The sequence below is a fragment of the Spirosoma radiotolerans genome (assembly GCF_000974425.1).
Lineage (GTDB): Bacteria > Bacteroidota > Bacteroidia > Cytophagales > Spirosomataceae > Spirosoma > Spirosoma radiotolerans.
The window spans coordinates 594,552-620,699 of record NZ_CP010429.1; the positions used below are offsets into that span (position 1 = coordinate 594,552).

10 protein-coding genes are annotated in these 26,148 nt (G+C 49.9%); 9 read left to right on the forward strand and 1 reads right to left on the reverse strand.

Annotation, left to right across the window (positions count from 1 at the left end; genetic code table 11):
- The first annotated feature begins 9 nt into the window (after positions 1-9).
- The 9 genes from SD10_RS02305 to SD10_RS02345 are packed head-to-tail and all read left to right on the forward strand — an operon-like array spanning position 10 to position 25,050.
- Complete coding sequence (locus tag SD10_RS02305) at positions 10-7,710, forward strand: amino acid adenylation domain-containing protein (protein WP_148562370.1); 7,701 nt, start codon at positions 10-12, stop codon at positions 7,708-7,710.
- A 59-nt stretch (positions 7,711-7,769) separates the two neighbouring features.
- Positions 7,770-8,525 carry an aspartate/glutamate racemase family protein gene (locus SD10_RS02310; protein ID WP_082111488.1) on the forward strand — a complete coding sequence of 252 codons (756 nt, stop codon included), beginning with the start codon at positions 7,770-7,772 and terminating at the stop codon, positions 8,523-8,525.
- The gene (locus tag SD10_RS02315) at positions 8,506-14,934 is read left to right on the forward strand and encodes an amino acid adenylation domain-containing protein (protein WP_046375505.1); all 6,429 of its coding nucleotides are present in this window, start codon (positions 8,506-8,508) and stop codon (positions 14,932-14,934) included. Before SD10_RS02310 ends, SD10_RS02315 begins: the two co-directional genes overlap by 20 nt.
- A gap of 4 nt (positions 14,935-14,938) precedes the next feature.
- Positions 14,939-18,808: a non-ribosomal peptide synthetase gene (locus SD10_RS02320; protein WP_046375506.1), complete on the forward strand. Its 3,870-nt coding sequence runs from the start codon at positions 14,939-14,941 to the stop codon at positions 18,806-18,808.
- Position 18,809: 1 nt separating this feature from the next.
- Positions 18,810-20,483: a cyclic peptide export ABC transporter gene (locus tag SD10_RS02325; protein WP_046375507.1), complete on the forward strand. Its 1,674-nt coding sequence runs from the start codon at positions 18,810-18,812 to the stop codon at positions 20,481-20,483.
- A 44-nt stretch (positions 20,484-20,527) separates the two neighbouring features.
- Entirely contained in the window at positions 20,528-22,441 is a 1,914-nt protein-coding gene (locus SD10_RS28565) for a TauD/TfdA family dioxygenase (protein ID WP_082111490.1), read from the forward strand.
- 32 nt (positions 22,442-22,473) lie between these two features.
- Positions 22,474-23,184, forward strand: a complete 711-nt coding sequence (locus SD10_RS02335; RefSeq protein WP_082111491.1) for a thioesterase II family protein — start codon at positions 22,474-22,476, stop codon at positions 23,182-23,184.
- Positions 23,185-23,212: 28 nt separating this feature from the next.
- Positions 23,213-24,019: a hypothetical protein gene (locus tag SD10_RS02340; RefSeq protein WP_046375509.1), complete on the forward strand. Its 807-nt coding sequence runs from the start codon at positions 23,213-23,215 to the stop codon at positions 24,017-24,019.
- A gap of 8 nt (positions 24,020-24,027) precedes the next feature.
- Positions 24,028-25,050 carry a S41 family peptidase gene (locus SD10_RS02345; protein ID WP_046375510.1) on the forward strand — a complete coding sequence of 341 codons (1,023 nt, stop codon included), beginning with the start codon at positions 24,028-24,030 and terminating at the stop codon, positions 25,048-25,050.
- Between the two features lie 3 nt (positions 25,051-25,053).
- Here SD10_RS02345 and SD10_RS02350 read toward each other — a convergent pair whose 3' ends face one another.
- Positions 25,054-26,133: a serine hydrolase domain-containing protein gene (locus SD10_RS02350; RefSeq protein WP_052731048.1), complete on the reverse strand. Its 1,080-nt coding sequence runs from the start codon at positions 26,131-26,133 to the stop codon at positions 25,054-25,056.
- Positions 26,134-26,148 lie beyond the last annotated feature (15 nt).

Below are 26,148 nucleotides of genomic sequence, written 5' to 3' on the forward strand. Positions count from 1 at the left end.
TTTCAGCGCATGAATACATTAGTAGGTTATCGCATATCGCCCCAGCAACGGCATTTATTATCCGTATACAATGCTACGTCAACGCTTAATGCGCAACTTGTCCTCAAAGGCTCTGCCGATATAGATACGGCACGTCTGCACCAGGCCATCACCGATGTTCTTAACGGCGAGCTACTGTTCAAAACGACGTATCACCGGGTCGAAGAGCCATCATCGGCCCTGCAAATGCCTGATGACCAGATACAAATCGAATTGTCTGCCCATGAAGGCACGTTTGCCGATGATACTCAGCTAAACAAGTGGCTTGCTGCCGAACGGCACCGGGATTTCAATTTACTAACCGGACCCATGGTGAGGGTGACCGTTGTTACGCAGCCAGATAAAACGGGGTTAGTCATCATTGGTATGCCGTCCATCATAGCTGATTTGCATACGCTGGCTATACTTGGCAACCGGATAACGGAGCAGTATGACACAGGGTCTGCGTCAGATGCAGGCGAAAAATTGAGTTATCTGCAATTTGCCGAGTGGCAAAACCAGCTTCTGGAGGATGAGGACAATGCCGATAGTGTAAATTACTGGCGTACCAAACCCGTCAGCGGCTTCCGCAATACCTTGCTCTTCGACAAGGATGCCGGAAACCGGAAAGATTATGCTCCGGCGAGCGTAATGCTGAATCTGAACAAGACATCCATAGGTCAGATAACAGCCGACAAGTCAGACTATACACCCGAGGTGATCCTGTACGCGGCCTGGAATCTGCTGCTCTGGAGGCTGCTAAAGCAGATGCCTTTTGTTTCGGGCTACGTTCATGCCTTTCGGGAATATGAAGAACTGCAGTCACTTTGCGGCTTCTGCGCTAAAACGCTGCCCACCCAATGGACATGGGATGCGCAGTGGCAGATCCGTGATTTACTGAAGGCGACCCAACAGGAGATCGAAGACGTAAGCGCCCATAAAGACGTATTTCTGCACGAGCCTTTTTTTAGTCGCCATTCTGATGCTGGTTCTGACTATACAATTCCCTACAGCTTTGAATACGTAAATCTGGAGGCAAACGACGTAGCGTCTACTTCGCCAGTCAACGTATTGAGCCGCCAGTGTTTCTGGGAAAAAGCCAGGCTTAAACTGGTATGCCAGCAGAAAACGGATGGGCTCGTCATGGAGTTGCAATACAATGCCAGCAGCTTCTCGCCCGAAGATATTGTCTTTCTGACGGATGCACTGCCCGTCGTACTGACGCAGGTAGTACAAAGCCCCGAGAGTGCCATTACCAACGTGAGCCTGTTGAGCCCGACTTATCAAGACAGGTTAATCCATGTCTTTAACCGTAGAGACCATAGTTGCAGCCAGTTGAAAACCGTTAGTGAATTGTTTGCGCGGTGCGTGGAACAATATCCTGACCAGGGGGCTGTTGTTGCAGGCAACGTACGGTTAACCTATCAGCAGCTTGACCAGCGTGCTACGGCTATTGCCCAACATTTAAATCGGGCTCACGCCATTAAAAAAGGCGATTTAGTGGGCGTGATGTGTGGCAAAACCGAAATGCTGCCAGTTGCCTTGCTGGGCGTTATTAAATCAGGAGCCGGCTTTGTTCCGATCGACCCCTCCAACCCGGCCGATCGGGTGAATTTCATCCTGCAGGATAGTGGCGTAAAGCTTTTACTGATCGATGAAACGTATGCTGCCACGACAAGCACCGTACCTGTTGTAGGCATAAGTCAGATTTCGTCAACGCCCGGAGAAAATGTGGGCCTGGAGGAAAGATCGCCGGAGAGTGTGCTTTACGTAATTTATACGTCGGGAACGACGGGTAAACCCAAAGGCACGATCATACAGGACCGGGCACTGCTCAATTACGTAAGCTGGTTCAGGAGGTCCTTCGGGATCGATGATCTGGATAGTTCCCTGCTGCTGGGCTCGTATGCGTTCGATCTGGGCTATACCAGCCTGTGGGGTACGTTGCTCAACGGTGCTGAACTGCACCTGGTGGATGATGAACTGGTGAAAAATCCAGAGCGGGTTATTGACTATATAACCGAAAACAAGCTAAGCTTCGTCAAAGCGACGCCGTCTTTATTTCATACGCTGGTGGCGTCGGATTCCGTGCAGAATCTGGCTCATGCCAACTTACGGCTCGTTTTGTTGGGCGGTGAACCCATCAATGTCAGGGATTTAACCGTAGTGGCCACGCTCAAACCATCCATTACGCTGGTCAATCATTACGGGCCTACCGAATCGACCATCGGGACGATTGCGCACCGCATTGATCTGGCTAATCTGGACGCATACGCCCAACTGCCTGTCATCGGATCACCGGTGACCAACAACCGGATATACGTCATGAATGAAGCCCGACAACTGGTTCCTCCCGGTGTAGAAGGCGAACTGATGGTAGCGGGTATGGGGCTGGCTCAGGGATACTTGAATCGGGATGCGCTCACGCAAGAGAAGTTCATCGCTGACCCGTTTTATCCGGGACAATTCATGTATAAGACGGGGGATGTGGGCACGTGGTTGCCCAACGGAACAATTCTGTTCAAAGGCCGGAAAGATGACCAGGTGAAAATCCGGGGTTATCGGGTTGAAATGGACGAAGTTCAGAAAGTAATGCTGGAGTTAACCGGTATAAAAGAGGCCGTAGTGATACCACGTCCGTCGGATGAGTATGGTCTGGAACTGGCCGCTTATTTCCTGGCCACCAGTCAACAGGACCCCGCAGACTTGCGGGAAGCGATGCTGCAGGTTTTGCCCGATTACATGGTGCCTTCGTATTATGTGCAGCTTGACAAGTTGCCGCTTACCCCCAACGGGAAAGTAGATAAAAAAGCGTTGCCTGATCCAAACCTATCGAAGGTCGGCCATGCGCACGCAGCACCCCGTACGCCCCTCGAAAAGAAGCTGGCCGGCATCTGGAGTGTCGTGCTTGAGAAAAACGACATCGGCCTGCAGGATGACTTTTTTACACTGGGCGGACACAGCCTGAAAGCCATTAAACTGGTGACTCAGTTGTCGAAAGGGCTGGGGGTTAAGATTGCTCTTCAGGACGTATTCGTTCATTCGACCATTGAAAAGCTTGCCCAGCATCTCCAACAAAAAGGCGTTTCGGTATTCGAGCCGATACCCGTTCTTGAGAAGAAACCCTGTTACGAGCTTTCGCATGCCCAGCATCGTTTGTGGATACTCCACCAGATGGAAGCGAATCAGACGGCTTACAACGTGCCTGCTGTCTTTCAATTGACGGGAAATCTGGATATAGACGCGTTTAACCAGGCTTATGAAACCGTAACAAACCGCCACGAAAGTTTAAGAACATCTTTTTGTACGGTCGATGGCGAACCGAAGCAGTACATCCATCAACCCGATGAGGTCGCGTTGCGGGTCAACTTTATTGATCTGAGAAACGAGAAAGATCAGGAGCAGCAGGCAGACGCGTACGTCAGGCAGGAGGTGGCCACGGTTTTTGACCTGGAAAAAGCTCCGCTGGTTCGGGCTCATTTACTGCAACTGGAAGACCACAGGTTTCTTTTCCTGTTTACTATTCACCACATCATATCCGATGAGTGGTCGCTTGGAATCCTGATCAACGAACTATTGACTTGCTATGAAGCGTATCAGAAAGGGATAACTGTTCCGCTTCAGCCGCTTGCCATCCAGTACAAAGATTTTGCGGCCTGGCAAAATCAAAAATTGACCAGTGCAGATGTAGACCCGGCCCGGACGTACTGGCTAGATACGTTCGGCGATGAAATTCCAGTGCTGAATTTTCCGGCTGATTACCCACGTCCGGCCGTTCAGACCTTCACGGGCGACCGAATCAGTATCGAACTGAAAAAGGACGTTTCAGATCAGTTGAGTCGCTTTAACCGGCAGCACTCGGTGACTATGTACATGACCCTGCTGGCTTCCGTAACTAGTTTACTCCATCACTATACCGATCAGGAGGATATGGTTATCGGAACGCCGATGGCAGGGCGCGATCATCCGGAACTTGACGGTCAGATTGGTTTTTTTGTAAATACGTTACCGCTTCGTACCACATTCAACCGGACCGACACGTTTACGGCGCTGGTGCAGGCTACCCGGCAGCGTGTGCTTCAGGCGCAGGCGCATCAGATCTATCCGTTTGACCGCCTTGTCGATGACTTGAACTTGGATCGGGATTTGAGCCGATCCGCGCTTTTCGATGTGATGGTTTCTTTATCGAACCCGGAAAGCGCTTCGAATAACCTACTGCGCCTGAAGGACCTGAATATCGCTGAATATACCTATTCGCATACCATCAGCAAATTTGATCTCTCGTTCGATTTCCAGGAAACAGCGAGTGGCCTGCGGGTTGGTGTAGAATACAATACGGATCTGTTCAAGGCTTGTCGTATCGAAAAACTGCTTGATCATTATGCCCGGTTATTGACGGTAATGCTCGACAATCCGGATCAGGCATTGAAACAATATTCCATGCTAAGCGAAGACGAAGTGAACCAACTTCTGAATGAGTTTAATCCGACTGACTTAAATGACGTATATGCCGGATCGGTAGTTCAGCTTTTTGAGGATCAGGTGCAAAAAACGCCATCAGCTACGGCAGTCGTTTTCGAGAACAAATGTCTGACGTATCAGGAATTGAATGAGCAGGCGAATCAGTTGGCGGCTTACCTGCAATGTAAAAACGCTGGTACTACTGACCGCCGAATCGGTTTAATGATGGGCCGATCGATGGATATGGTTATCGGCGTGCTGGCTGTTCTAAAATCAGGGGCGGCCTACGTACCGATTGATGCCGACTACCCCGCCGAGCGTATTGAATTTCTGATAAACGACAGTGAAATTGAGCTCCTGCTAACCGATGGTGCAGGCAGTCCGATTCCTAATCCGGGGTCTGTTGAAGTGGTGAATCTATCCGCAATCGCTCCTCAACTTAAAGCCTGTCCGTTACATAATGTCACCCGCAATATTGCTCCGGAAAGTCTGGCCTATGTCATTTATACCTCCGGATCGACAGGTGCACCGAAAGGGGTTGCGGTGACGCACCAGAACCTGACGAGCGTAGCGATGGCTTGGCGTTCGAGCTACAGGCTGGACACATTTACGCCCCGATTGCTTCAGTTGGCCAGCCTGTCGTTCGATGTGTTTATGGGCGATTTATGCCGGAGTTTACTTAACGGAGGAGCCCTCATCATTTGTCCGGCGGAGGTGCGGTTGCAACCAGATCGTTTGTATGACCTCATCGCTCAGGAACGTATCAATATCCTGGAAACCACACCGGCTATCGTTCTGCCCTTAATGGACTATGTATATGATAGCCAGTGCGATGTTTCGTTTATGAAGCTGCTGATTCTGGGTTCCGATACGTGTCTGGCTACTGATTTTGCAAGACTGGTAGAACGATTTGGCGGGCATACACGCATCCTGAACAGCTACGGAACCACCGAAACCACCATCGACTCTTCCTATTACGAAGAGGACCTGGATCGCATACCGCAAAGCGGGGCTACGCCGGTTGGTAAACCGCTGCCTAACACCCAATATTTCATCCTCAATGGAAGCCGGAAGCTGGTTCCGGTTGGTGTAAACGGCGAGTTGTATATTGGTGGGGCGGGCGTGGCGAAAGGATACATGAATCGGGAAGAACTGACCGCGGAGCGCTTTATTCAGATTCCGGCGTTAGCCAGCGGAGTTGTCTATAAAACCGGCGACAAAGCATGCTGGTTGCCTGATGGCAATGTGGACTTTTTGGGCCGTACGGATAGCCAGATAAAAATAAGAGGCTATCGAATTGAGCCCAGCGAAGTTGAAAGTACGCTTTTACGGCTGGACATGATAAAATCAGCGGCCGTGGTCGTGCATACGGATCGTACTAAAGAGAACCGGATGGTCGCGTACTGTGTGCTACACGACGGGTTCAGTATTGCCGAGGTAAAAGACGCCCTCTCCGGCAAATTGCCTGCCTATATGGTCCCCTCAGCTTTTAACGCGCTGGATCGTTTACCCCTGACGCCCAATGGTAAGATTAACTATAAAGCGTTAGCCTCGATCGCTGTCGAAGAAACGGGACAGGCTGCGGAATATGTAGCGCCAGCAAACGGTATCGAACAAACGTTAGTCGCTATCTGGCAGGATATTCTGAACCAATCATCCGTTGGGGCCAATGCCAATTTCTTTGACCTGGGAGGCCATTCACTGAAAGCTACGCAGGTAATAAGCCAGATTCACAAGCGATTGAACATTGCCGTGCCGCTGCGTCTTATTTTCACCCATCCTGTTCTTTCAGATCTTGCCCGTGAAATTTCACGCTCTGGCAAAACGGCTTTTGACGCAATCCGAAACGTCGCCCCAGCGGACCATTATGCGCTTTCTTATGCGCAAAAGCGGCTGTGGTTACAGCACCAGATTGGCGAAGGACAGGCAGCTTATACGATTAAAGATGCCTATCTGTTCGACGGCGACCTGAACCGCGAGGCCATGAGCGTCGCTTTTGAGCAGTTAATCAATCGCCATGAGAGTTTGCGGACAGTCTTTAGCATTCAGGCTGGTGAACCCCGGCAGTTTATCCGGAATGCCACAGAGATCGGTTTTACCGTAGTGTACAACGATCTGCGTGCAGATGCTGCTCGCTGGGACCGGGTAAAAGAGCTGGCTGAAAACTGTGTAAAGACGCCATTTGAGCTTGATTCGGGGCCGTTGCTCCGGGCGTTGCTGTTCCGGCTTGACGAAACGAAGTACGTTTTTGTCCTGACCATGCATCACATTATTTCGGACGGCTGGTCGTCTGGCGTGTTGATACGGGAAATCCTGGCGCTCTACAATGCCTGTCTAAATCAGCAGTCCAGTGCCTTGGCACCGCTAAAGCTGCAGTATAAAGATTTTGCCGCCTGGCATAACACCGTTCTGGATGGCGAGAAGCTACAGCAGCTTCGGGCTTTCTGGAAACAGCAGTTGTCGGGCGATTTAACGCCAGTAAACCTGCTTACCGACCGGCCACGACCGCTCCAGAAATCATACAGGGGCAGCACCGGCAGCCTACTGGTGGCCCGTTCATTGGCCGACAAACTGCATCAGGTATCCCAACAGCAGGGCGCAAGCTTGTACATGGTGTTGCTGGCTACCGTAAAGGTCCTCCTGTACAAGTACACGGGTCAGGAAGATCTGTGCATCGGTACGCCTGTTTCTGGAAGGGTACACGCGGATCTGGATTCACAGATAGGCTTCTACGTAAACAGTGTTCCGGTCAGAACGTATCCGAAAGCTGGCCAAACGTTCCTGAATTACCTCAATGAGGTAAAAGAAACGGTACTATCGGCCTATCAGCATCAGCTTTATCCATTTGAAAGCATGATCGACGATTTAAACCTGGATTATGACCGGAGCCGATCGCCCATTACCGATGTCTGGATGCATTTGTTTACGAATGATTTAACCCAGGAATCTGCTGCCATCGAAGGCATGACAATCAGCGAGTTTACCCTGGAGCATGCATTTTGCAAACACGACCTCACTTTTAACTTCATGCATGCCGACGGGCAAATCAGCCTGATTATCAACTACAGTACTGATTTGTTTAACGCGGCAACCATCGATAAGATGCTGGCTGACTTTGTGACGCTTGCTGAAGGAGTTACCTGCGATCTGACTGTCGCATTGGCGGATATCCTGCTGGATGAAGAACTCAGCGAAGATCGTGCATTTCTTGAGTCCATGTTCAATCAATAGAACCCTACGCGGTGCTTATCGCTCAGGAGAGCACTGCTGTAACTTATCAGCGCAGCCTTATGCAATCTAAAAAAAAGCTTGGAATCATTGGAGGAATGGGCGCCAGGGCCGGGGCCAACTTTTTTCAAAAGCTCATCGATTATTCACCTGCCGCCAAAGACCAGGACTTCATCGAAGTCATTATGCACAGCAATTCCATGATTCCCGACCGGACCCGGGCTATTGCTTACGATGAATGTTCGCCTTTGAATGAGCTGATCCGGTCGGTTAAGATGCTCAACGCGTGTGAGGTGGATCTGATTGTGCTAACCTGCAACACGGCTTATTTCTATTATAGAGATTTTATCTATCATTCAGATGCGCCGATCCTTAACCCTGCCCACCTGCTGCGTCAGTTTGTTGAAGAAAACGACTTCAGGAGCATTGGCCTTTTAGGAACCACCGGCACGATGAACTCCAGAATCTTCTGCAATGAACTGGAAGCCATTAATCGCCGGGTAGTGCGACTCAGCAAGTGGGAGCAGGAAAACATTTTCATGAGATCGGTTTACATGGAAAATGGGCTGAAATCCTCGGTTATTTCTGAGGAAGCTATCGACCTGATGTACCAGGCTGCCAACCTGCTCATCAGCCGAGGGGCTGATCTTATTGTGGGCGGCTGTTCAGAAGTGTCCATTGCCCTGCAGCCTGACTTACTGCCGCTGCCCTATATTGATACGATGGATCTGATGGCTAAAACCTCAGTCCGGGTGTGTTACGGACATCAATCAACTACTCACAAACCCTTACTTTATCATGGTTTACAAACTAATTGACGAACAGGCAATCCAGATGCCTGATAAAGTAGCTATTGAAGCCCAGGATGGCACGGCTACGTATCGGGCTATCTATGAAAAAAGTAATCAGATTGCCCATCTGCTGCTGCAATCAGCTACTGAACATCAGGCTATTATCGGTGTGGTTTTGTCGCCTGGAATAGACCTGGTTCAATCGCTGATCGGCATCTTTAAAGCGGGTGCGATCTACCTTCCGATCGATAAGGAGTTTGCCTCAAAACGACTGGCCGACATGTTTCAGCAGTCGCCTTGCCATACCATCATTACATCTGCTGACTATAAAGAGGAAGTCGACATAATGCTACGCCTGTACAGTCCGCAAACCAGACAGGTGATCGTTATGGAAGAGGAGGGACCGGTATGTTTTAAGGTGATTAACCATCAGTGGGAAAAGGTGAGTATGAACCCGGTCAGTACGGCCAGTCCAGATGTGGATGTGCAACCCGATGATGCGAACTACCTATTCTATACGTCGGGATCTACAGGAACACCAAAACCTATTTTAGGCTGCCACAAAAGTCTAACCCACTTCATCAACTGGGAAATGGGTGAATTTAAGCTGGACAGTAGCTGCAGGGTAAGCCAACTGGCTCAGTTTACGTTTGATGCCTCACTGCGGGATATTTTCGTGCCGCTTTGTGCGGGTGGAACGCTGTGTATTCCTTCCGCCGAAATAAAGTTGAATTATGCCCGGCTGATTGACTGGATTGGTCGTTCTGAAATCACGCTGATGCATTCGGTTCCTTCCTTGTTCCGAATGATTGTTAAAGAACTGTCGCAGGGGTCGATCAGCCCCCGTTTCGAAAAGCTACGCTACTACCTGCTGGCCGGAGAGCCTCTGTTCGCAACGGACATCCTGAACTGGCGCCATGTTGCCAACACGACCACCGAGCTGGTCAATCTTTATGGGCCGTCCGAAACAACAATGGTCAAAACGTTTCACCGGGTTGGCCATCGGCCCATTTCGCCAACCGAAAGCATACCGGCCGGTTTGCCCATTGCCAATACCTTCATTGCGATTATCAATAGTAGCAACAAGCTGTGTAAAGTTGGCGAAAAAGGGGAGATCTTCATCCGCACGCCTTACATGACCAAAGGGTATTACGGAAATGAAGCCTTAACCAAACAGGTATTTGTACAAAACCCACTGGTATCGGATTTTGAAGACATCGTTTATAAAACCGGCGATCTGGGCCGCTATCTGCCCGACCGTAGTGTTGAACTGCTTGGCCGCATTGATGATCAGGTTAAAATAAACGGGATACGGGTAGAGCCTGAAGAAATTCGCAAGACCGTACTTGTCCTGCCGGGTATTACTGAGGCATACGTAACTGCAGTCAAAAATACAGATAATGTAAACGAGTTGGTTTGCTACTATACCGGGCATCCGTATGCAGATGTAGAACTGCGTCAGCAGTTGAAAGCAAGCCTTACCGAATACCTGATTCCGGCGTACTTCGTGCATTTGCCAGCCTTTCCGCTGAATGCCAACGGAAAAATTGAAAAAAAGGCATTGCCCAAGCCGAATGAACTTGTCCTAAAAGGACTCGTTTATGAGCCCTGCCAGGGTGGTATTGAAGAAACGCTGGAGGCTGTTTGGCAGGAAGTCCTGGGGCTGGAGCGAATCGGCCGTAAAGCCTCGTTCTTTGAAGTAGGTGGTACGTCCCTGAAGGCCACACAAATTGTAACCCGTATTTATCAGAAACTGAAAGCTTCGGTATCGATTAAAGACCTGTTTACTAAACCAACCATCGCTGAACTGGCCAACCACATCAACAACCTGATTCTGGAACAGGACACGTCGATCAGGAAGATTGCCGAACAGCCTTACTATGATGTATCGCATGGCCAGCGTCGCCTATGGGTATTATCCCAGCTTGAAGACGATAGTGCGGCTTACAACATGACGGCTAGTTACGAGATCCGGGGTGAATTGACGATTTCGGCGGTACAGCAGGCGTTTGACCAGGTCATTGCCAGGCACGAAAGCCTACGCACTACGTTCTTTTTCCACCAGGGGGAGCTAAAACAAAAAATTCATCAGGATACGAATGGGTTCGCGGTCGACTACGTTGATCTGGCCAATGCCTCAACGGACGTTACTGATGAACGGATCAGGCAGATGGCGTTGACGTCATTCGATCTGGAGCAGGGCCCCCTGCTGAAAGTTGCGCTTATCAAAACAGCGGAGCAAACCTACCGACTGATGCTGGCCATACACCACATTATTACCGACGGGTGGTCTATGGAAGTAATGATCAGAGAAATGCTGGCATTTTATCAGGCTGCCGACGCCGGCTCTGAACCGCTGCCAAGACCGCTCAACGTGCAGTACAAAGATTTTGCCGCCTGGCAAAATGAGCAGCTAAGCGGTGATCGGCTACTCCGGCACAAAGCCTACTGGCAAACCAAGCTGTCGGGCCCGCTGCCCGTTTTAGAGCTGCCCGCTGATCGGCCCAGACCAGCTCTGAAAACCTTTGACGGGGATACTGTCGACATTTCGTTTCCTGGCCGTAACGTAGCGGCTTTTGCCGAACTGTGCCAAAAACAGCAGGTTAGCCTGCACATGGGTATTCTGTCGCTGGTCTATGCGTTGTTCTACCGATATACGGGGTCGTCGGATATTATCCTGGGTACACCCTCGGCCGGGCGTCTGCATAAAGAGCTCGAAGGGCAGATCGGTTACTACGTTAATTTGCTGGCGTTGCGGACCACTTTCGCGGGGACCGATTCATTTGCAGAGCTGCTGCAACAGGTTAAAGATACGACCCTTGGAGCTTACGAACACCAGCTTTATCCGTTTGATAAACTCGTGGAAGACCTCCGGGTAACTCGGGAGTTGAGCCGATCCCCCCTGTTTGACGTAGCGGTTATCCTGCACAACACCTCCATCCGGGAAGAAGAGGTTAACCAGATCAATACCATTCAGGTGCAGCCGCTCAAACCACAGGTAAGGGTGAGCAAATATGATCTACAGTTTAATTTCTACGCGGTAGCGGATAGCCTGACACTCAGCATCGATTACAATACCAGCCTCTTCAACCGGGGGCGTATGGAGCGTATGCTGCTGCATTTAGCGCAGCTCATGCAGATCGTTGTCGAGCAACCCGGCGCCCCTGTTTCAGGAATCGATTATCTGACGGCCCGGGAAAAGCAGCATCTGCTTTACGACTGGAACTATACCGACAAACCGTATGCTCAGGAGAAACTGCTGCACCAGTTATTCGAACAACAGGCATCCCTGAACCCCAGGCACGTAGCGGTGACCTGTCACGGCCAGTCATTGACCTATCAGGAGTTGAATCAATTCGCCAATCAGCTGGCACGGCACCTGCTGAAGGGCGGGATGAACAACGGCGATAACGTAGCGCTGATCGCTGATCGGACACCGTTGATGCTGGTTGGGCTGCTGGGTATTTTAAAAGCGGGGGGCGCCTACGTGCCCATCGATCCGACTTATCCGGTCGACCGGCAGCTTTACATTTGCCAGAATTCGGATGTAAAATTTTTGCTTTCAGATGCCGCCTATGCCGTGCTTGACTCGTTACCGGAGCAGGTGGTGCAATTACCGCTATCTACCCGTGAATATGGGCATTACGAGGGCACTAACCTCAATATCAGAAAATCTACCCGTGATTTAGCGTATACCATCTATACATCTGGTTCAACGGGCCGGCCCAAGGGCGTTATGATTGAGCATCATTCGGCCATCAATCTGATCGAATGGGTTAATCACACCTATGCTGTTACGAAGAACGACAGACTGCTCTTTATCACGTCTATGTGTTTCGACCTGTCGGTCTACGACATCTTTGGCATACTGGCTGTCGGCGCGACCGTTGTCATGGCTACGCAGGATGATATACGGAACGTGGATCGGCTGAAGGACCTGATGGTTCGGGAGCAAATTACGTTCTGGGATTCCGTTCCAACGTCCATGAACCATCTGATCGCTGCTCTGGAGGATAGTGGAGAGTCCTATAGTCAGCCGTTTCTGCGCGTCGTGTTTATGAGTGGCGACTGGATACCGGTTGATTTGCCCGAACGCATCAACGTATACCATCCGAACGCGAGCGTCGTCAGCCTTGGTGGTGCCACAGAGGGTACTGTCTGGTCAAACTATTATCCGGTGATGCAGTCCATGAAAGGCTGGTCCAGTGTGCCTTACGGCCGTCCCCTGGACAACAACTACTTCTATATTCTGGATGAGCAGTTAAATCCGGTTCCGCAGGGTATACCGGGAGAATTGTTTATCGGCGGGGTGGGCGTAGCCCGGGGCTATGCGAATGACCCGGAAAAAACCGCGAAGGCCTTTCTGAACAATCCGTTCCTGCCATCGCCCATGCAACGAATGTACCGCACCGGCGATCTTGGGCGCCTGATGGAGGATGGGAACATGGAATTTCTGGGTCGTAAAGATCACCAGATCAAGATCCGGGGCTTCCGGGTTGAAATTGGGGAAGTCAACACAACCCTGGCGCAGCACCCGGCTATTACCGAAGCCATCGTGGTGGCGAAGGGCGACCGGAACGCCATGTACCTCATTGCCTATTACGCCAGTCGTGGTCTGGTTGATACCCGGGAGCTAAAATCGTATCTCTCCGGCTTTCTGCCCGATTATATGATTCCGGCCTTCTTTGTTCAACTGGACAAACTGCCCATGAATGCCAATGGGAAAATTGACCATAAAGCCCTGCCCGATCCGGATGAGAGCAGACTGAACGAAGTCGCGTTTACGGTGCCATCGACCGTGACCGAAACTCGTCTGTTAACGATCTGGCAACAGGTATTGCGTAGTGAAAAAATCAGCAGTACAGACGACTTTTTCAGTGTCGGTGGTCATTCTTTGAATGCAACCCGCGTGCTTTCGAGAATACAGAAGGAGCTTGGTGTACGTATGGAGTTGCGGAGCATGTTCCTGTTTCCAACCATCTCCGCAATGGCGCAGGAAATTGATCGTACTCTGGGAAAAAGCGCTGATTTGATTGAGTCAGTTCCTGTGCAGGATGGCTACGAACTGTCACATGCCCAAAAACAGCTCTGGTTATTAAATCAGGCCAGCAAAAAGGACCTTTCTTATGTTATCCCGTTTGCTTTTGAGGTGCAGGGGGATTTAAACGTAACGGCCTTTGAAAAAGCCATCCACACCCTGATCGACCGACATGAAATACTGAGAACCGTATTTGTCGTTCGGGAAGGGCAACCCCGGCAGCGTGTTCTCGACCGCACCGCTTTAGGCTTTACGTTAACGCAGGTAGACCTGCGGCTAGCCCCTCAGCCACGTGCCGAAGCCATCCAGATGGCCGAAGAGCAGCCGCCGTTTGACCTGGAAACTGGCCCGCTGCTCAGAGCAACCCTGATCCAACTGAGCCACGACCAGTGGATGTTCCTCTTCTCGATTCATCACATCATTTCGGATGCCTGGTCGATGGGGGTTATTATCAATGAATTGACCGCTGCCTATAACGCCTATACCCTCGACGAAGAGCTGGCCCTGGAGCCGTTGTCGGTGCAGTACAAAGATTATGTGTACTGGCACAAAAAGCAACTGGCCGCGGATCGCCTGGAAACGTTGCGTTCGTACTGGCTTACCCAACTCGGGGGTGCCCTGCCCGTACTGAATCTTGATACCGATTTTGAACGGCCAGCCCTGCAATCAACGAATGGAGCAACGCAACTGATGGATGTGCCTGAAGACCTGTTCGGGAGGGTGGGCGAACTGGCGATAAAAGAAGGTGTTTCGCCATTTATCCTGTTAACCACCGCTTTGAAGGCACTTCTGTACCGCTACACTGGCCAGCAGGACATCCTGATCGGCACCGTTATTTCAGGCCGGGATCAGTATCAGCTCGATAACCAAATCGGGTTTTATGTCAATACGCTGGCTTTACGGACCACATTCGATGGAAAAGGTACGGGGAGCGAACTGCTACAGGCCGTTAAGCAAACCATACTGGACGCTTACGAACACCAGCTATATCCGTTCGATCAGCTAATAACCGATCTGAAACTACAGCGAGACCGAAGCCGTAGTCCGCTATTTGATATCGGGATCGAGTACCAGCACCTTGCTATGCAGGAAGGTGAGGTGAAGGAGTGGAATGGTATAACGCTTCAGCCGTTCGATACCCTCAACAGAATAAGCAAGCATGACCTGTCTTTCCGATTTTTCGAAAGCAACAATACGCTGAAAATAGGACTGGTCTACAATACCGATCTGTATCTGCCCGATACGGTAGTCCGGCTGGGCAACCGATTCCTGAACATGCTTACGGCAATTGTGAACAACCCCGCGGTGAAGCTGGAAGATGTGTCGTTGAACGATGCCAATAGTCTTGACCTGGTCAATAGCTCGGCGCTGAATGAGTTGTTCAATTTTAATTTTTAATGAAATGAGAAAATTTGATAGAGCGCAATTTACCAGCAGTAATTATGAGCCGTATTACGACTTCTGGCGGCAGTCGTTGACAAAAAGCGGTGAAGCTTTCCGGTTTGTTCAGCGGACTGTCGTTTCCGAAGAGCGTTATCAAAAGCAGGACTGTTCCGTATTCACGATCGATGACGCCGGTATGCGACTTATTGATCGTCTGGTGGGCGGGAATGATTCAGGCCTGTTTGTCCTGATGACCACCGTGTTCAGTGTATTGCTGCAAAAATACACCGGTCAAAGGCATGTCACGATCCATACACCTTTATACAAACGGGTGGATGGCGAGGCTGACGCCTGGGTACAAACCGTACCGCTGGTAATGCATACTGAACCGAACATTACACGGCGGCAACTGTTGCAGCAAGCCAAACACCTGGTTGCTGATACATATCGGTACCAAAACTTTCCGTTGGCATTACTGGGCAAAGATGAAGCACAAACGTTGGGCTCCAATGTTTTTATGAGCTTCAGCAACCTGCATGACAGTATGGATAGCGGGAGCCGGACTTACGATTTTCACCTGGAAATCAACAAGGAACAGGGTTCCATTACGTGTGACGTTCATTATAATCCGGCTTGTTACGAACGTGATTTCATTGAACGAATAGCATCGCATGTCAACCATACGCTGGTTGAGTTTGCAGAGCTGGAGAGCCTGGTTAGCGAGCTCACCGTAGTACCCGCAAAGGAGATTGACAGGCTGCTCAATAGGCTGAACCAGGTTCCTGATTATCCCGAGCGAGGGCGTTCTGTCGCCCGTTTATTTGAGCAGGCGTACCTGAACAATCCCGATGCGGTTGCCATCCGTTACCAGAAGCAGACGTTGACTTATCACCAGCTTAATGAAGCGACGAATCAACTGGCTGCCTGTATACGAACGGAGTACGGCATTGGCGCCAATCAAATCGTCGGCATTCTGTTACCGCGTTGTACCGAGATGATTGTTGCCTTACTGGGTATTTGTAAGGCCGGAGCTGCGTTTCTTCCGATTGATCCTAATTATCCGGCCGACCGGGTCGACTATATTCTGGAAAACGCATCCTGTAGCTTACTGATTACTGATTCGGCTACGCAGCACACGTATTTAACGACGTATCAAGGCCGTATGCTGAATCTTGATTGTTGGGAGCGCCAGTCCGCAACGTCGGCCACAATACTCCACGACCCCGAACCGACCGATCTGGCCTATATGATTTATACGTCTGGCTCAACCGGTAAGCCAAAGGGTGTTCAGGTAGAGGCCAGTAACTTTTTGCACTATCTGAGTTGGGCAAATCATTATTACTTCAACTGGCAGTCGGGCATTCATTTCCCGCTGTTTACCTCCCTGTCATTTGACCTTACGCTTACCTGTATTTTTACTACGCTTTTACGCGGTGACAGCCTCGTCATCTATCCAGATGAGATGCCCGTAGCCGATATTCTGGCTGACATCTTTGATCCGGCTACCCCAATCAACGCTGTCAAACTCACCCCTTCGCATATCAGTATGCTGGGTTATCTGGCTCTCCAAAAAACCAACATCAGTCATATCATAACCGGGGGCGAAAACTTAACGGTGGTACAGGTCGATTGCCTGAAACGCCTTAACCCGGACGTTCATATTTATAACGAATATGGACCAACCGAAGCCACGGTAGGCTGCATGATTAAAAAAGTAACTGATAGCCAGTGTATTACTATCGGTAAGCCTATTTCAAAGACTCAGATTTATATTCTTGATCAGGACGGCCATCTGGCTCCGTTAGGGATAAAGGGCGAGATCGTTATCGGTGGGGCAGGGGTGGCACGGGGGTACAGGGGACGAGCAGAACTGAATGCACAAAAATTTATTTCCGGCATCCGGGCCTACCCAACAGCCCGGCTCTACAGAACCGGTGATATAGGCCGCTGGCTTCCCAACGGTGAGTTGGACTATCTGGGCAGAAATGACGGGCAGGTCAAGATCCGCGGGTATCGTATCGAACTGAGCGAACTGGAAAATTGCCTGTTAGGCTATCAATCCGTTTCAGAAGCGGTGGTTACAGTTCTACAGGGCAACAACCCTGCTGATAAACAATTGGCCGCTTATTACGTAGCCACTGAGCCGCTGGGTATCGAGGAGATAAAGGCCTACATGGTCTCCCGTTTACCGGCGTATGTGATTCCTGCTTATCTGGTTCAGGTGCCCGCGTTTGACCTTAATCCGAACGGAAAAATCGACAGGCTGACATTGCCTGATCCCCGTCAGCAGCGAGTGGTTGAGTTGATCCATCCTGAAAATGCGCTGGAAGAAAAAATTCATCGGGTCTGGTGCAGGGTATTAGGCGTGGAGGCTATTAGTACTGTCGATGATTTTCTGACGATCGGGGGCGATTCTATCCGGGCCGTGCAGGTATCGGCCTTATTGTACCAGGAAAATCTGCATGTTGATATAGCCGATTTGTTACAGTATCCAACCATTAAAGAACTGGCAACCAGAGTACAGCCAGTCCAGACCAAGGCTTTGCAGGAAGTGACAACCGGTGATGTGCCGCTGACGCCCATTCAGCATACGTTTTTCAAAGCCAGCAGGAAGTACCCGAATCAGTTCAATTTTTCGCTGCTGTTTACATCCGATGATCGCTTTGATCAGGACCTGATTCGGGCTGTCTTCCAAAAGATCCTTATGCACCATGACGCCCTGCGCATGACGTTCGACGAAGTGGATGGCAAAATACGCCAGGTTAATCAGGATGGTCGTCAGAAACTGTATCTGGATGTTATTGATCTGCGTTCGGCGACCGATTATCGACAGGCGCTTAAAGCCGAGGCCGAAACGTTGCAGGCCAGCTTTTCTCTGGCGCATGGGCCCTTGCTTAAACTTGCCTTGTTTCGGGTGCCCGCCGGAGAGCGATTGCTGGTGCTTGTCCATCATTTGGTGATGGACGTCGTGTCGTGGCGTATTCTGTTTGAAGACATAAACACGTTATACCAACAGTATAAAGAGGGTACCGAACTAAAACTTCCCTTAAAAACGGGCTCATTTCAGGAGTGGGCCCAAAGCCTGGCCTACTATGCCGATGAGCCAGCCTTTATCCAAAACGAAGCACCTTACTGGCTGGACGTAGTCCGTCAGCCATATGATCTGATCAGCCCGGATTTCAATGCATTGCAAACGGTCAATTCAGATTCCAGAAAAATCGCTTTTGAACTGGATACGGAGCAAACCCGACACTTACTGGCTGATGTAAGCAAACAGTACCATACCGGCCTGAATAGTGTGCTGCTTACGGCACTCATGCAGGCGGTTAAGGGGACGTTCGGCACAGAAAACCTGCTGATTGACCTGGAGGGACACGGACGCCAGCCGATCACGAATGTGAATACGACACGTACTGTGGGTTACTTCACCAGTACCTATCCAGTTTTGTTATCGGCGAACAGGGCAGAGAATACGCTGGAGCTTCTGCTGGCTACGCATCAGCACCTGGCGCAGGTACCGAATCACGGAATCGGGTTTGGCCTCTTGCAACACCTTAGTTCATTTGACGGTATCCGTACGGCCGAGGTTAAGCCACAGATTTGCTTCAATTATTTCGGACAGTTCGACCAGGACATAGCCCGACTACCAATCCCGCTGGCCGATGAATCGACCGGGCATACCCAACATCCGGACGACTTCAGGCATCCTTACTTGTTTTACGTCACGGCTTACATCGAAAGTGGGAAACTGGCCGCTCGTATTGAATATAGCCAGCGGCAGTTTAACACCGAAACCGTGCAAAGCCTTGCCGACGCCTTTGAAGAGGCTTTGATCCAACTGGTAGTACTTACGAGACTTACTCCTGAACCTAAGTTCTTAACCGTATAATATGCACCTCTTAAAGATATTCCAAAGCCAGTCCAGGTTCTTTTATACGGCTCTTATTGGGCTGGGACTAATCAATAGTTTCACCTTTAGTGTGCTGCTGCTTTTTATCAATCTGACAATTGCCGGTAAGCCGTTTCCGGTATGGGCGCAGTATAGCTGGCTGATATTCTTCGGCTTGCTGGCCATTTCTGTCGTTACGACCAAGGTTTTTCAAACGTACCTTGTCAAACTCACCCAGCAGATTTTGTATGGATATGAGTTGAACATTGTCGATAAATTGCGTTTTGCGACGTTGTCGGATTTTCAGAAACTGGGTTCCGAACGTATTTATACGGCCATCAATGATGTGCGGGCGCTGGGCCTGGTACCCGAAGTGATGATCGTAATCGTAAACTCGTCGATCATCGTTATCTGTGCACTTGCCTATCTTTTTTATACCTCCGTAACGGGCGGGTTATGCATGCTCGGACTGATGCTGGGAATGCTCTTCTTTTATGCTACCCGAAACAATGTTATCCGAAAGAACCTGGGTAAGGTGCGTGATTTGCAGGATAAATACCATAAATACCTGCTCGACCTGCTCAATGGATTCAGAGAGATCAAAATGAGTTCGGTTCGGAATCAGAACCTGTTTACTCGTTTTATCAAAGCCAATCGTGACACTGCCAAGGAACTGGGGCAGCAGACTGCCGTACGGTACCTTGATAATGAGCTGATCGGCCGCTATAGTTGGTACGTTACACTGGGGCTGGTAATTTTTGTATTGCCACCATTACTGAACATGCGTATGCAGGAGTATAGCCCGTTCATCGTCATCGTGTTATACCTAATGGGGCCTTTGTCATCGCTGGTCGGAATCATGACGCATCTGAACACGATCAATATTGCTGTTGAGCGTATTCAGGTAGTCGAAGAAGAAATCAGTGCGGTTTCCGGCAGTGACCGTAAGCCGGCCGTTTTACCACGTGCTACGGATCGATTTGAAAGCCTGGTTTTCAGGAATATCTGTTTTGACTATACGGACCACCTGAAGCAAAAAGCGTTTACGGTAGGCCCGATCAGTCTAAGCATCAATAAGGGCGAAATCATTTTTATCACGGGCGGCAATGGCAGTGGTAAAACGACCTTCATGAATCTGCTAATCGGGCTGTATCAGCCGTCCGCTGGTTCGATTGGCTACAATGGGCGTGCCGTGCCGCTGAACGAGTACAGCACATATAGTGATCGCTTTTCAGCCATTTTTACTAATAACCACCTTTTCGGCGAAAATTATGACGGATTCGATCTGCATACGGATAACGATGAGTTGATGCAGTATGTCGACATGATGCAGCTAAGGCATGTACTTAAAATCGATGCGAATAAGATCGATATAGGCCTCTCCAAAGGGCAAAGTAAACGACTGGCCCTGATTTATGCCTTAATGGAAAACCGTGACCTGTTTGTGCTGGATGAGTGGGCGGCTGAGCAGGACCCTGGGTTCAGAGCCTACTTCTACGAGGTCATTCTTTCCGACCTGAAAGCCATGGGTAAAACAGTTATCGCCGTGACGCATGATGACCATTATTTCCACCATGCCGACCGAATCATCAAATTCGACTATGGTACCATCGTGAACGATGAAACGGTAAGTAGACCAATGAACGTGGCAAAACGGGATAAGCTACTCGTCTAGTCAATAAGTATATCACTCTCTTTTCAACTCACTCCTTTCAAGTTATGATACAAAAGAAAATGGGGCTGCCTGGCTTGCTAAGTGCCAAACCTGTTTCGGTGGCTGTTGCCCCTCAGCCGAAGGTAGTATTTCATTATTTAACCCTGGATAAAGGCAAGGTAGCGGTTTTTCAGGCTCACGAGCCCCTTGTACTTAAGGACTGGATTCTCGCCAACAAACCGCTCGTAGAGCAAAAGTACGCGGAAGAAGGGTTGCTGCTTTTTAGAGGGTTTGACGTGGAGGGAAATCAGGCCTTCCAGGATACGACTGCGCTCTTATCCAGCCAGCTCATGGATTATTCGGAGCCGTCGACCCCCAGAAGCAAAGTGTCTGATAAGGTCTATACGTCGACTGAGTATCCTAAAGAACAGTACATTCCCATGCACAATGAGCATTCCTACAGCAACCACTGGCCGCAAAAGGTTTGGTTTTACTGTGCCCAACCCGCCGAATGGGGTGGCGAAACGCCCATTTCAGATAGCCGACGGGTGTACCAGCTCATTGACCCGATCATTCGGGAAGAGTTTGAGCGGAAAGGCGTAATGTATGTCCGTAATTTCAATGAGGGGCTTGACCTGCCCTGGCAACAGGTATTCCAGACCGAAGATAAAGCACAGGTAGAAGCGTATTGCCGGAAAGCCCATATTGCCTTCGAATGGAAAAAGGATGGCGGTTTGCGTACCAAACAGGTCTGCCAGGCCACGATTGCTCATCCGCGCACGCAGGAGAGCGTTTGGTTTAATCAGGCTCACCTGTTTCACCTGTCCAGCCTGGACTCCGGTGTTCAGGAGTTTTTGATTGAGCAATGCGGGCTGGACAATGTTCCCCGGAACAGTTGCTTTGGCGATGGTACGACTATACCTGATCGGTATCTTGAGGCTATTCGGGAAGCCTACCGGCAAACCCAACTGATTTTTAGCTGGGAGAAGTCAGATATGTTGATGGTTGACAACGTATTGTTTGCCCATGGTCGAAATCCGTTCGCCGGATCGCGTAAGGTGATGGTAGCCATGGCAGAGCCATTCCAGGCCGGACCATTCCAGGCCGGACCATTCCAGGCCGGACCATTCCAGGCCGGACCTTTCCAGTATGAATCCTCTGCCAGCAATACCGAAGCCAGGAAGGAAGTAGCCGAAACCCGAAAAGAAACCGCCCGGTTTTTTATCAATCAATCGTCGGATAGCCAGGATCATGATGTGTTAAAATACAAACTTGCGGCCGCTTACCGGATGATGGTAACTGAAAACCTGGACGAAGGGGGAATCAGCGGGCACATCACCATGCGTGTTCCCGGTCAGCCAGACGCTTTTTGGGTAAATCCTTTCGGCCTGCTTGCCGAAGAAGTAACGCCCAGAAATCTCATCAAAGTCGATAAAACCGGCAACGTACTCGAAGGCGATTATCCGGTGAATGTAGCAGGCTTTTGCATTCATGCCGCTATTCACGAAGCCTGGCCAACCCTGAACTGTGTCGCCCACACGCATTCTCCCTGGGGTACGTTGTTCAGCGCTACGGGTCTGCCGATAAAACCCATTGACCAGAACTGCTGTCTATTTTTCGAGAACCATATTGTACATGAACAATACAATGGCCCGGTAAATGACCCGGAAGATGCCCGGAATCTGGCGAAGGCCTTAGCCGGGATGGATGTCGCCGTATTGCAAAATCATGGCACCATTACCTGTGGCCGAAGCATCGAAGCGGCCATCATACGAATGGTGGCTGCGGAACGAGCTTACCGACTTAATTTTTTGGCGTTGGAACAGCCCAATATGCACCTTGTTGCCGATGATGTAGCCCGGCTTACCCGCGAATGGATAGGCAATGATATTGGCTTTGCCATCGAGTTCAATGCCTTGCTCCGGAAAGTAGAAAAGCGGTATCCGGAATTCAGCCAGTTTAAACCCTATGTTCGTTAAGAGCCCCCTCAACGCTAGTTTAGTTATTGCTTATGAAAAAGATGACCGTGTTTTGTTTTCCCTTCGCCGGTGGCAACAAATATTCCTATCGGGATATGGTAAACGCGTCTGCCCAATTAATGGATATGGTAGTCCTGGAGCCGCCGGGGCGGGGCGCCCGGATGAATGAGCCCTTGCTGACCAGCCTCGATGAAATCGTTGAAGACGGATACAATCAACTCGTTAAGGCCATAGACTGGAATCACCCGTATGCTATTTATGGCCATAGTATGGGCGCTACGGTTGGGTATCTGGTAACCAGGAGGCTTATAAAAGCGGGGCTACCTCAACCTATTCATTTATTTTTTACCGGTCGGCCGGGGCCATCGGTTGGCCGTTCTGGGGCGCCTTCTTATCTGCTGGACGATGCCGAATTTATTGAACGGGTGCAACGCCTGGGAGGGTTGCCGGATGAGATTTTAAACGAGAAGGATCTCATGGATTTCTACATGCCGATATTGAAAGCAGACTTTCATGCTTTGGATCGATTCGTATATGCTGCCCACCAAACTCCGCTTGATATACCTATGGATGTGATTATAGGCATGCAGGAAGATATTATGCTGGAGCAGGCACTGGCCTGGAAAAAAGAAAGCAGCGCAGCCGTATCTGTGAAGCAACTGCCTGGTAATCATTTTTTTATTCATCAGCAGATACCCTACCTTCTAAAAATGATGACCAGCAAATTAATGGCCTTTGCCTAACCTGAGGTAAAAAATCAATTGTATGACAATGCGTAGTATTATTTTCCTGCTCGTGCTCGGTTACAGCAGCGTAATGGCGCAGCAAACCACCCGCTCCGACAAACAACTGTTGCTGGGAGGGGGCTTCGGCTACATGACCATTAAAGACCTCTCATCGTCACCGCTCCGGTACAGCGGCATGGGAGGCACTGTTCAGTTGGGTTACGAGACTAGCCGACCAAAAAGCTTTCAGAGGGTATTGCTCACGGTTCAGGCGGGCGGAGTACAAAACGGCATAAGGAGGCAGTCGGGCCTTTCAGCCTACAAAGCTCAACTGGCTTACCACCATTATTGGGTGATCAATCCTCAGGCCCGTACTCGCTGGGCCCTGGGCGGATCGGCCGAGGTCTGGGGGAATGCCCGCCTGTTCGGTGCCCGCGAAAATAATCCGGTTAGTTATGACGCCGGCTCGGCAATCAGCATAGGAACCCGTGCCAACCATTCTTTTTCGGGGCGGTTTTCCCGTTTGGCCGCTTCTTTTCAATTATCGATACCAGTGGTCGCTTATGTGATCAGGCCTGCGTATGGGGTGCCATATCCCGAAGCCTTTTTGAAAAACGGTGTGTTTAACCACCAGGACGAAGGATTGGTTGGGCCGATGTTAACCAGTGGTAAACTCAAAACCATCGACGGGTTTTTCAGAACACAAACGACAACTTCGTTGACCTATTCATTTGCAAAGGCAAAGTCCATCCGGCTGAGCTACAATTGGGAATATTACCATATACCCTCTACGCTGCCCGTTAGTCAGGGCAATCAATCCCTGATTGTATCCTTCGTCAAGCATATACACTAACTTCTGTTATGATCGCCAAATATTCAACGTACATAATTGCAGGACTGACTATACTCTTGTTATCAGGTTGTGAAAAATTACTCATTGACTCGGGTAGCAGTAGTGAGCCCGTTAAGAATTTTGATAGCCTGTGGCAAAAAGTGAAAGATCATTACCCTTATTTTTCCTACAAGCAGGTCAACTGGGATGATGTGTACCGGCAATATCGCCCAAAAGTTAACGAAGGGACCAGCGATGCTGCGCTTTTTGAGGTTATAACGGCCATGCTCAGTGAGCTGAAAGACGGGCATATAAGCGTATATACACCTGATAACTACTACGCTTACAACTTTAAAGCAGATGCCCCAGCCAACTACGACTCTTCGCTGATCCGGAAATTTTATTTACAGAAACCAGGGGTGCAATCGTATCAATCAGGAGGGTTTACCTACGCAGTGCTCGCCAATGGTATTGGCTACGTTCACTACCGGACGTTTAACCGGGATGTAGATTCTATTGATGATATTCTGCAACTGTTCGAAAAAGAAAAGGTAAAGGGATTGATTCTGGATGTGCGAAACAATGGGGGCGGGCAGATCAGTAATGTGTTAAGTTTAGTCGGAAGGTTTACACCTGCCCGGATAAACATAGGGTATACAGTCTTTAAAAATGGACCGGAACCGGACGATTTGACGGAGCCCCTGCAGGTGGATGTAAACCCGGAAGGGGTGACCTGGGCCAGGCCGGTGGTTGTATTAACCAATCGCGCCTGCTTTAGTGCCTGTAACATTTTCACCGAAATTATGCGTCAGTTGCCGAGTGTAACAACGCTTGGTGATAAGACCGGCGGAGGTGGTGCCATGCCGCTCGAATATGAGCTGCCAAATGGCTGGCGATACCGTGTGTCCACTAGTGCCTTCTATGGACCGGATGGCTTTAATGTGGAAGGCGGTGTGCCACCCGATATTCAGGTTAATATGAATCAGGGGCACGCTAACCAGGGCATAGATGATTTGATCGAACAGGCCGGGCAGCGGATTGAAAACTACTAGGGTTTACTTACATGGAAATCCCTGCCATCCATACTGATTACTTACCGCTGTGAATATTTCCTTGATTAATGAATTGCCCGCGTCCGAATTCGTCATGACCACCACACCATATCCTTTTTGTGTATGAGCAATAAAGTTGGCCTGAAAGCCAATGTTGTTGCCGTTGTGTGAAAAATAGAGGTTGTCCGTTTTTCCATCCAGATAAAACCCAAGGCCGTAAATAGGATTGTTAAAAGGGGTGAGCATCTGCCGGGTCATGTTCTGGCTCAGTAACTTGTTCGACTGATTATGATACGATTTTTGAATCTCGATGATCAGTTTTGCCAAATCCGTGGCCGTCGTCCACAAACCACCCGCAGCCGCTGGATAATTGCGCCATTTACCGGTTACTCTGTTGCCGTTTTTCAAATGCCCGGATGCCATACGCTGGATCTCCGACGGGCTAAACGACGTTCTGAAGCTACTGTTGCTGAGGCCCAATGGCTGAAATAAGCGCTGATCGCTCAGTTCGGCAAAGGACTGTCCGGATCGATCTTCCAGCGCCTGCTGCACGATACAATACCCTCCTCCAGAGTACGTAAACGCTTTGCCGACTTTTCCGGTTTTTTGTACTTTCTCCGAAGCGCCATGGCCAGCTGCGCCATTCAAAATAGCGGTGATCGTCGGCATAGGGAGGTCGGTATCAAAGCCTGCATAACCTGGTACATTGATGCCGGCCGTATGACTAAGCAAGTGGGCCAGCGTGATCGGTTCACTGGCGCTACCCTGAGGAATGTGCCAGGAGGTTAAGTAATTATTTATGTCCTCAGTCAGGCTCAATTTCTTCTCTGTCTCGCGCAGGGCTACGACAGCGCTGACGGCTTTACTGATAGAGGCTGCCTGAAAACGGGTACTGCCTGTTACGGCTATTTTGGTTGTAATGTCCTGAACGCCATACGTTAAAACGGTATCGATAGTGAAGTCGCTGATAATGGCCACACTTAAACCCGGTACGTTGTAGTGCTGCATTCGGGCTGGTATGTTCAGTTCGGGCAAACTCCGCGAAACAATGACACCTGGTTTACGACAAGCGATAATGACCATTAGGAATAGCGCGAT

Excerpts from the sequence above, each read along its gene's own strand:
- SD10_RS02305 (WP_148562370.1), top strand. The coding sequence starts at position 10 with ATGAATACATTAGTAGGTTATCGCATATCGCCCCAGCAACGGCATTTA.
- SD10_RS02310 (WP_082111488.1), top strand. The coding sequence starts at position 7,770 with ATGCAATCTAAAAAAAAGCTTGGAATCATTGGAGGAATGGGCGCCAGG.
- SD10_RS02315 (WP_046375505.1), top strand. The coding sequence starts at position 8,506 with ATGGTTTACAAACTAATTGACGAACAGGCAATCCAGATGCCTGATAAA.
- SD10_RS02320 (WP_046375506.1), top strand. The coding sequence starts at position 14,939 with ATGAGAAAATTTGATAGAGCGCAATTTACCAGCAGTAATTATGAGCCG.
- SD10_RS02325 (WP_046375507.1), top strand. The coding sequence starts at position 18,810 with ATGCACCTCTTAAAGATATTCCAAAGCCAGTCCAGGTTCTTTTATACG.
- SD10_RS28565 (WP_082111490.1), top strand. The coding sequence starts at position 20,528 with ATGATACAAAAGAAAATGGGGCTGCCTGGCTTGCTAAGTGCCAAACCT.
- SD10_RS02335 (WP_082111491.1), top strand. The coding sequence starts at position 22,474 with ATGAAAAAGATGACCGTGTTTTGTTTTCCCTTCGCCGGTGGCAACAAA.
- SD10_RS02340 (WP_046375509.1), top strand. The coding sequence starts at position 23,213 with ATGCGTAGTATTATTTTCCTGCTCGTGCTCGGTTACAGCAGCGTAATG.
- SD10_RS02345 (WP_046375510.1), top strand. The coding sequence starts at position 24,028 with ATGATCGCCAAATATTCAACGTACATAATTGCAGGACTGACTATACTC.
- SD10_RS02350 (WP_052731048.1), bottom strand. The coding sequence starts at position 26,133 with ATGGTCATTATCGCTTGTCGTAAACCAGGTGTCATTGTTTCGCGGAGT.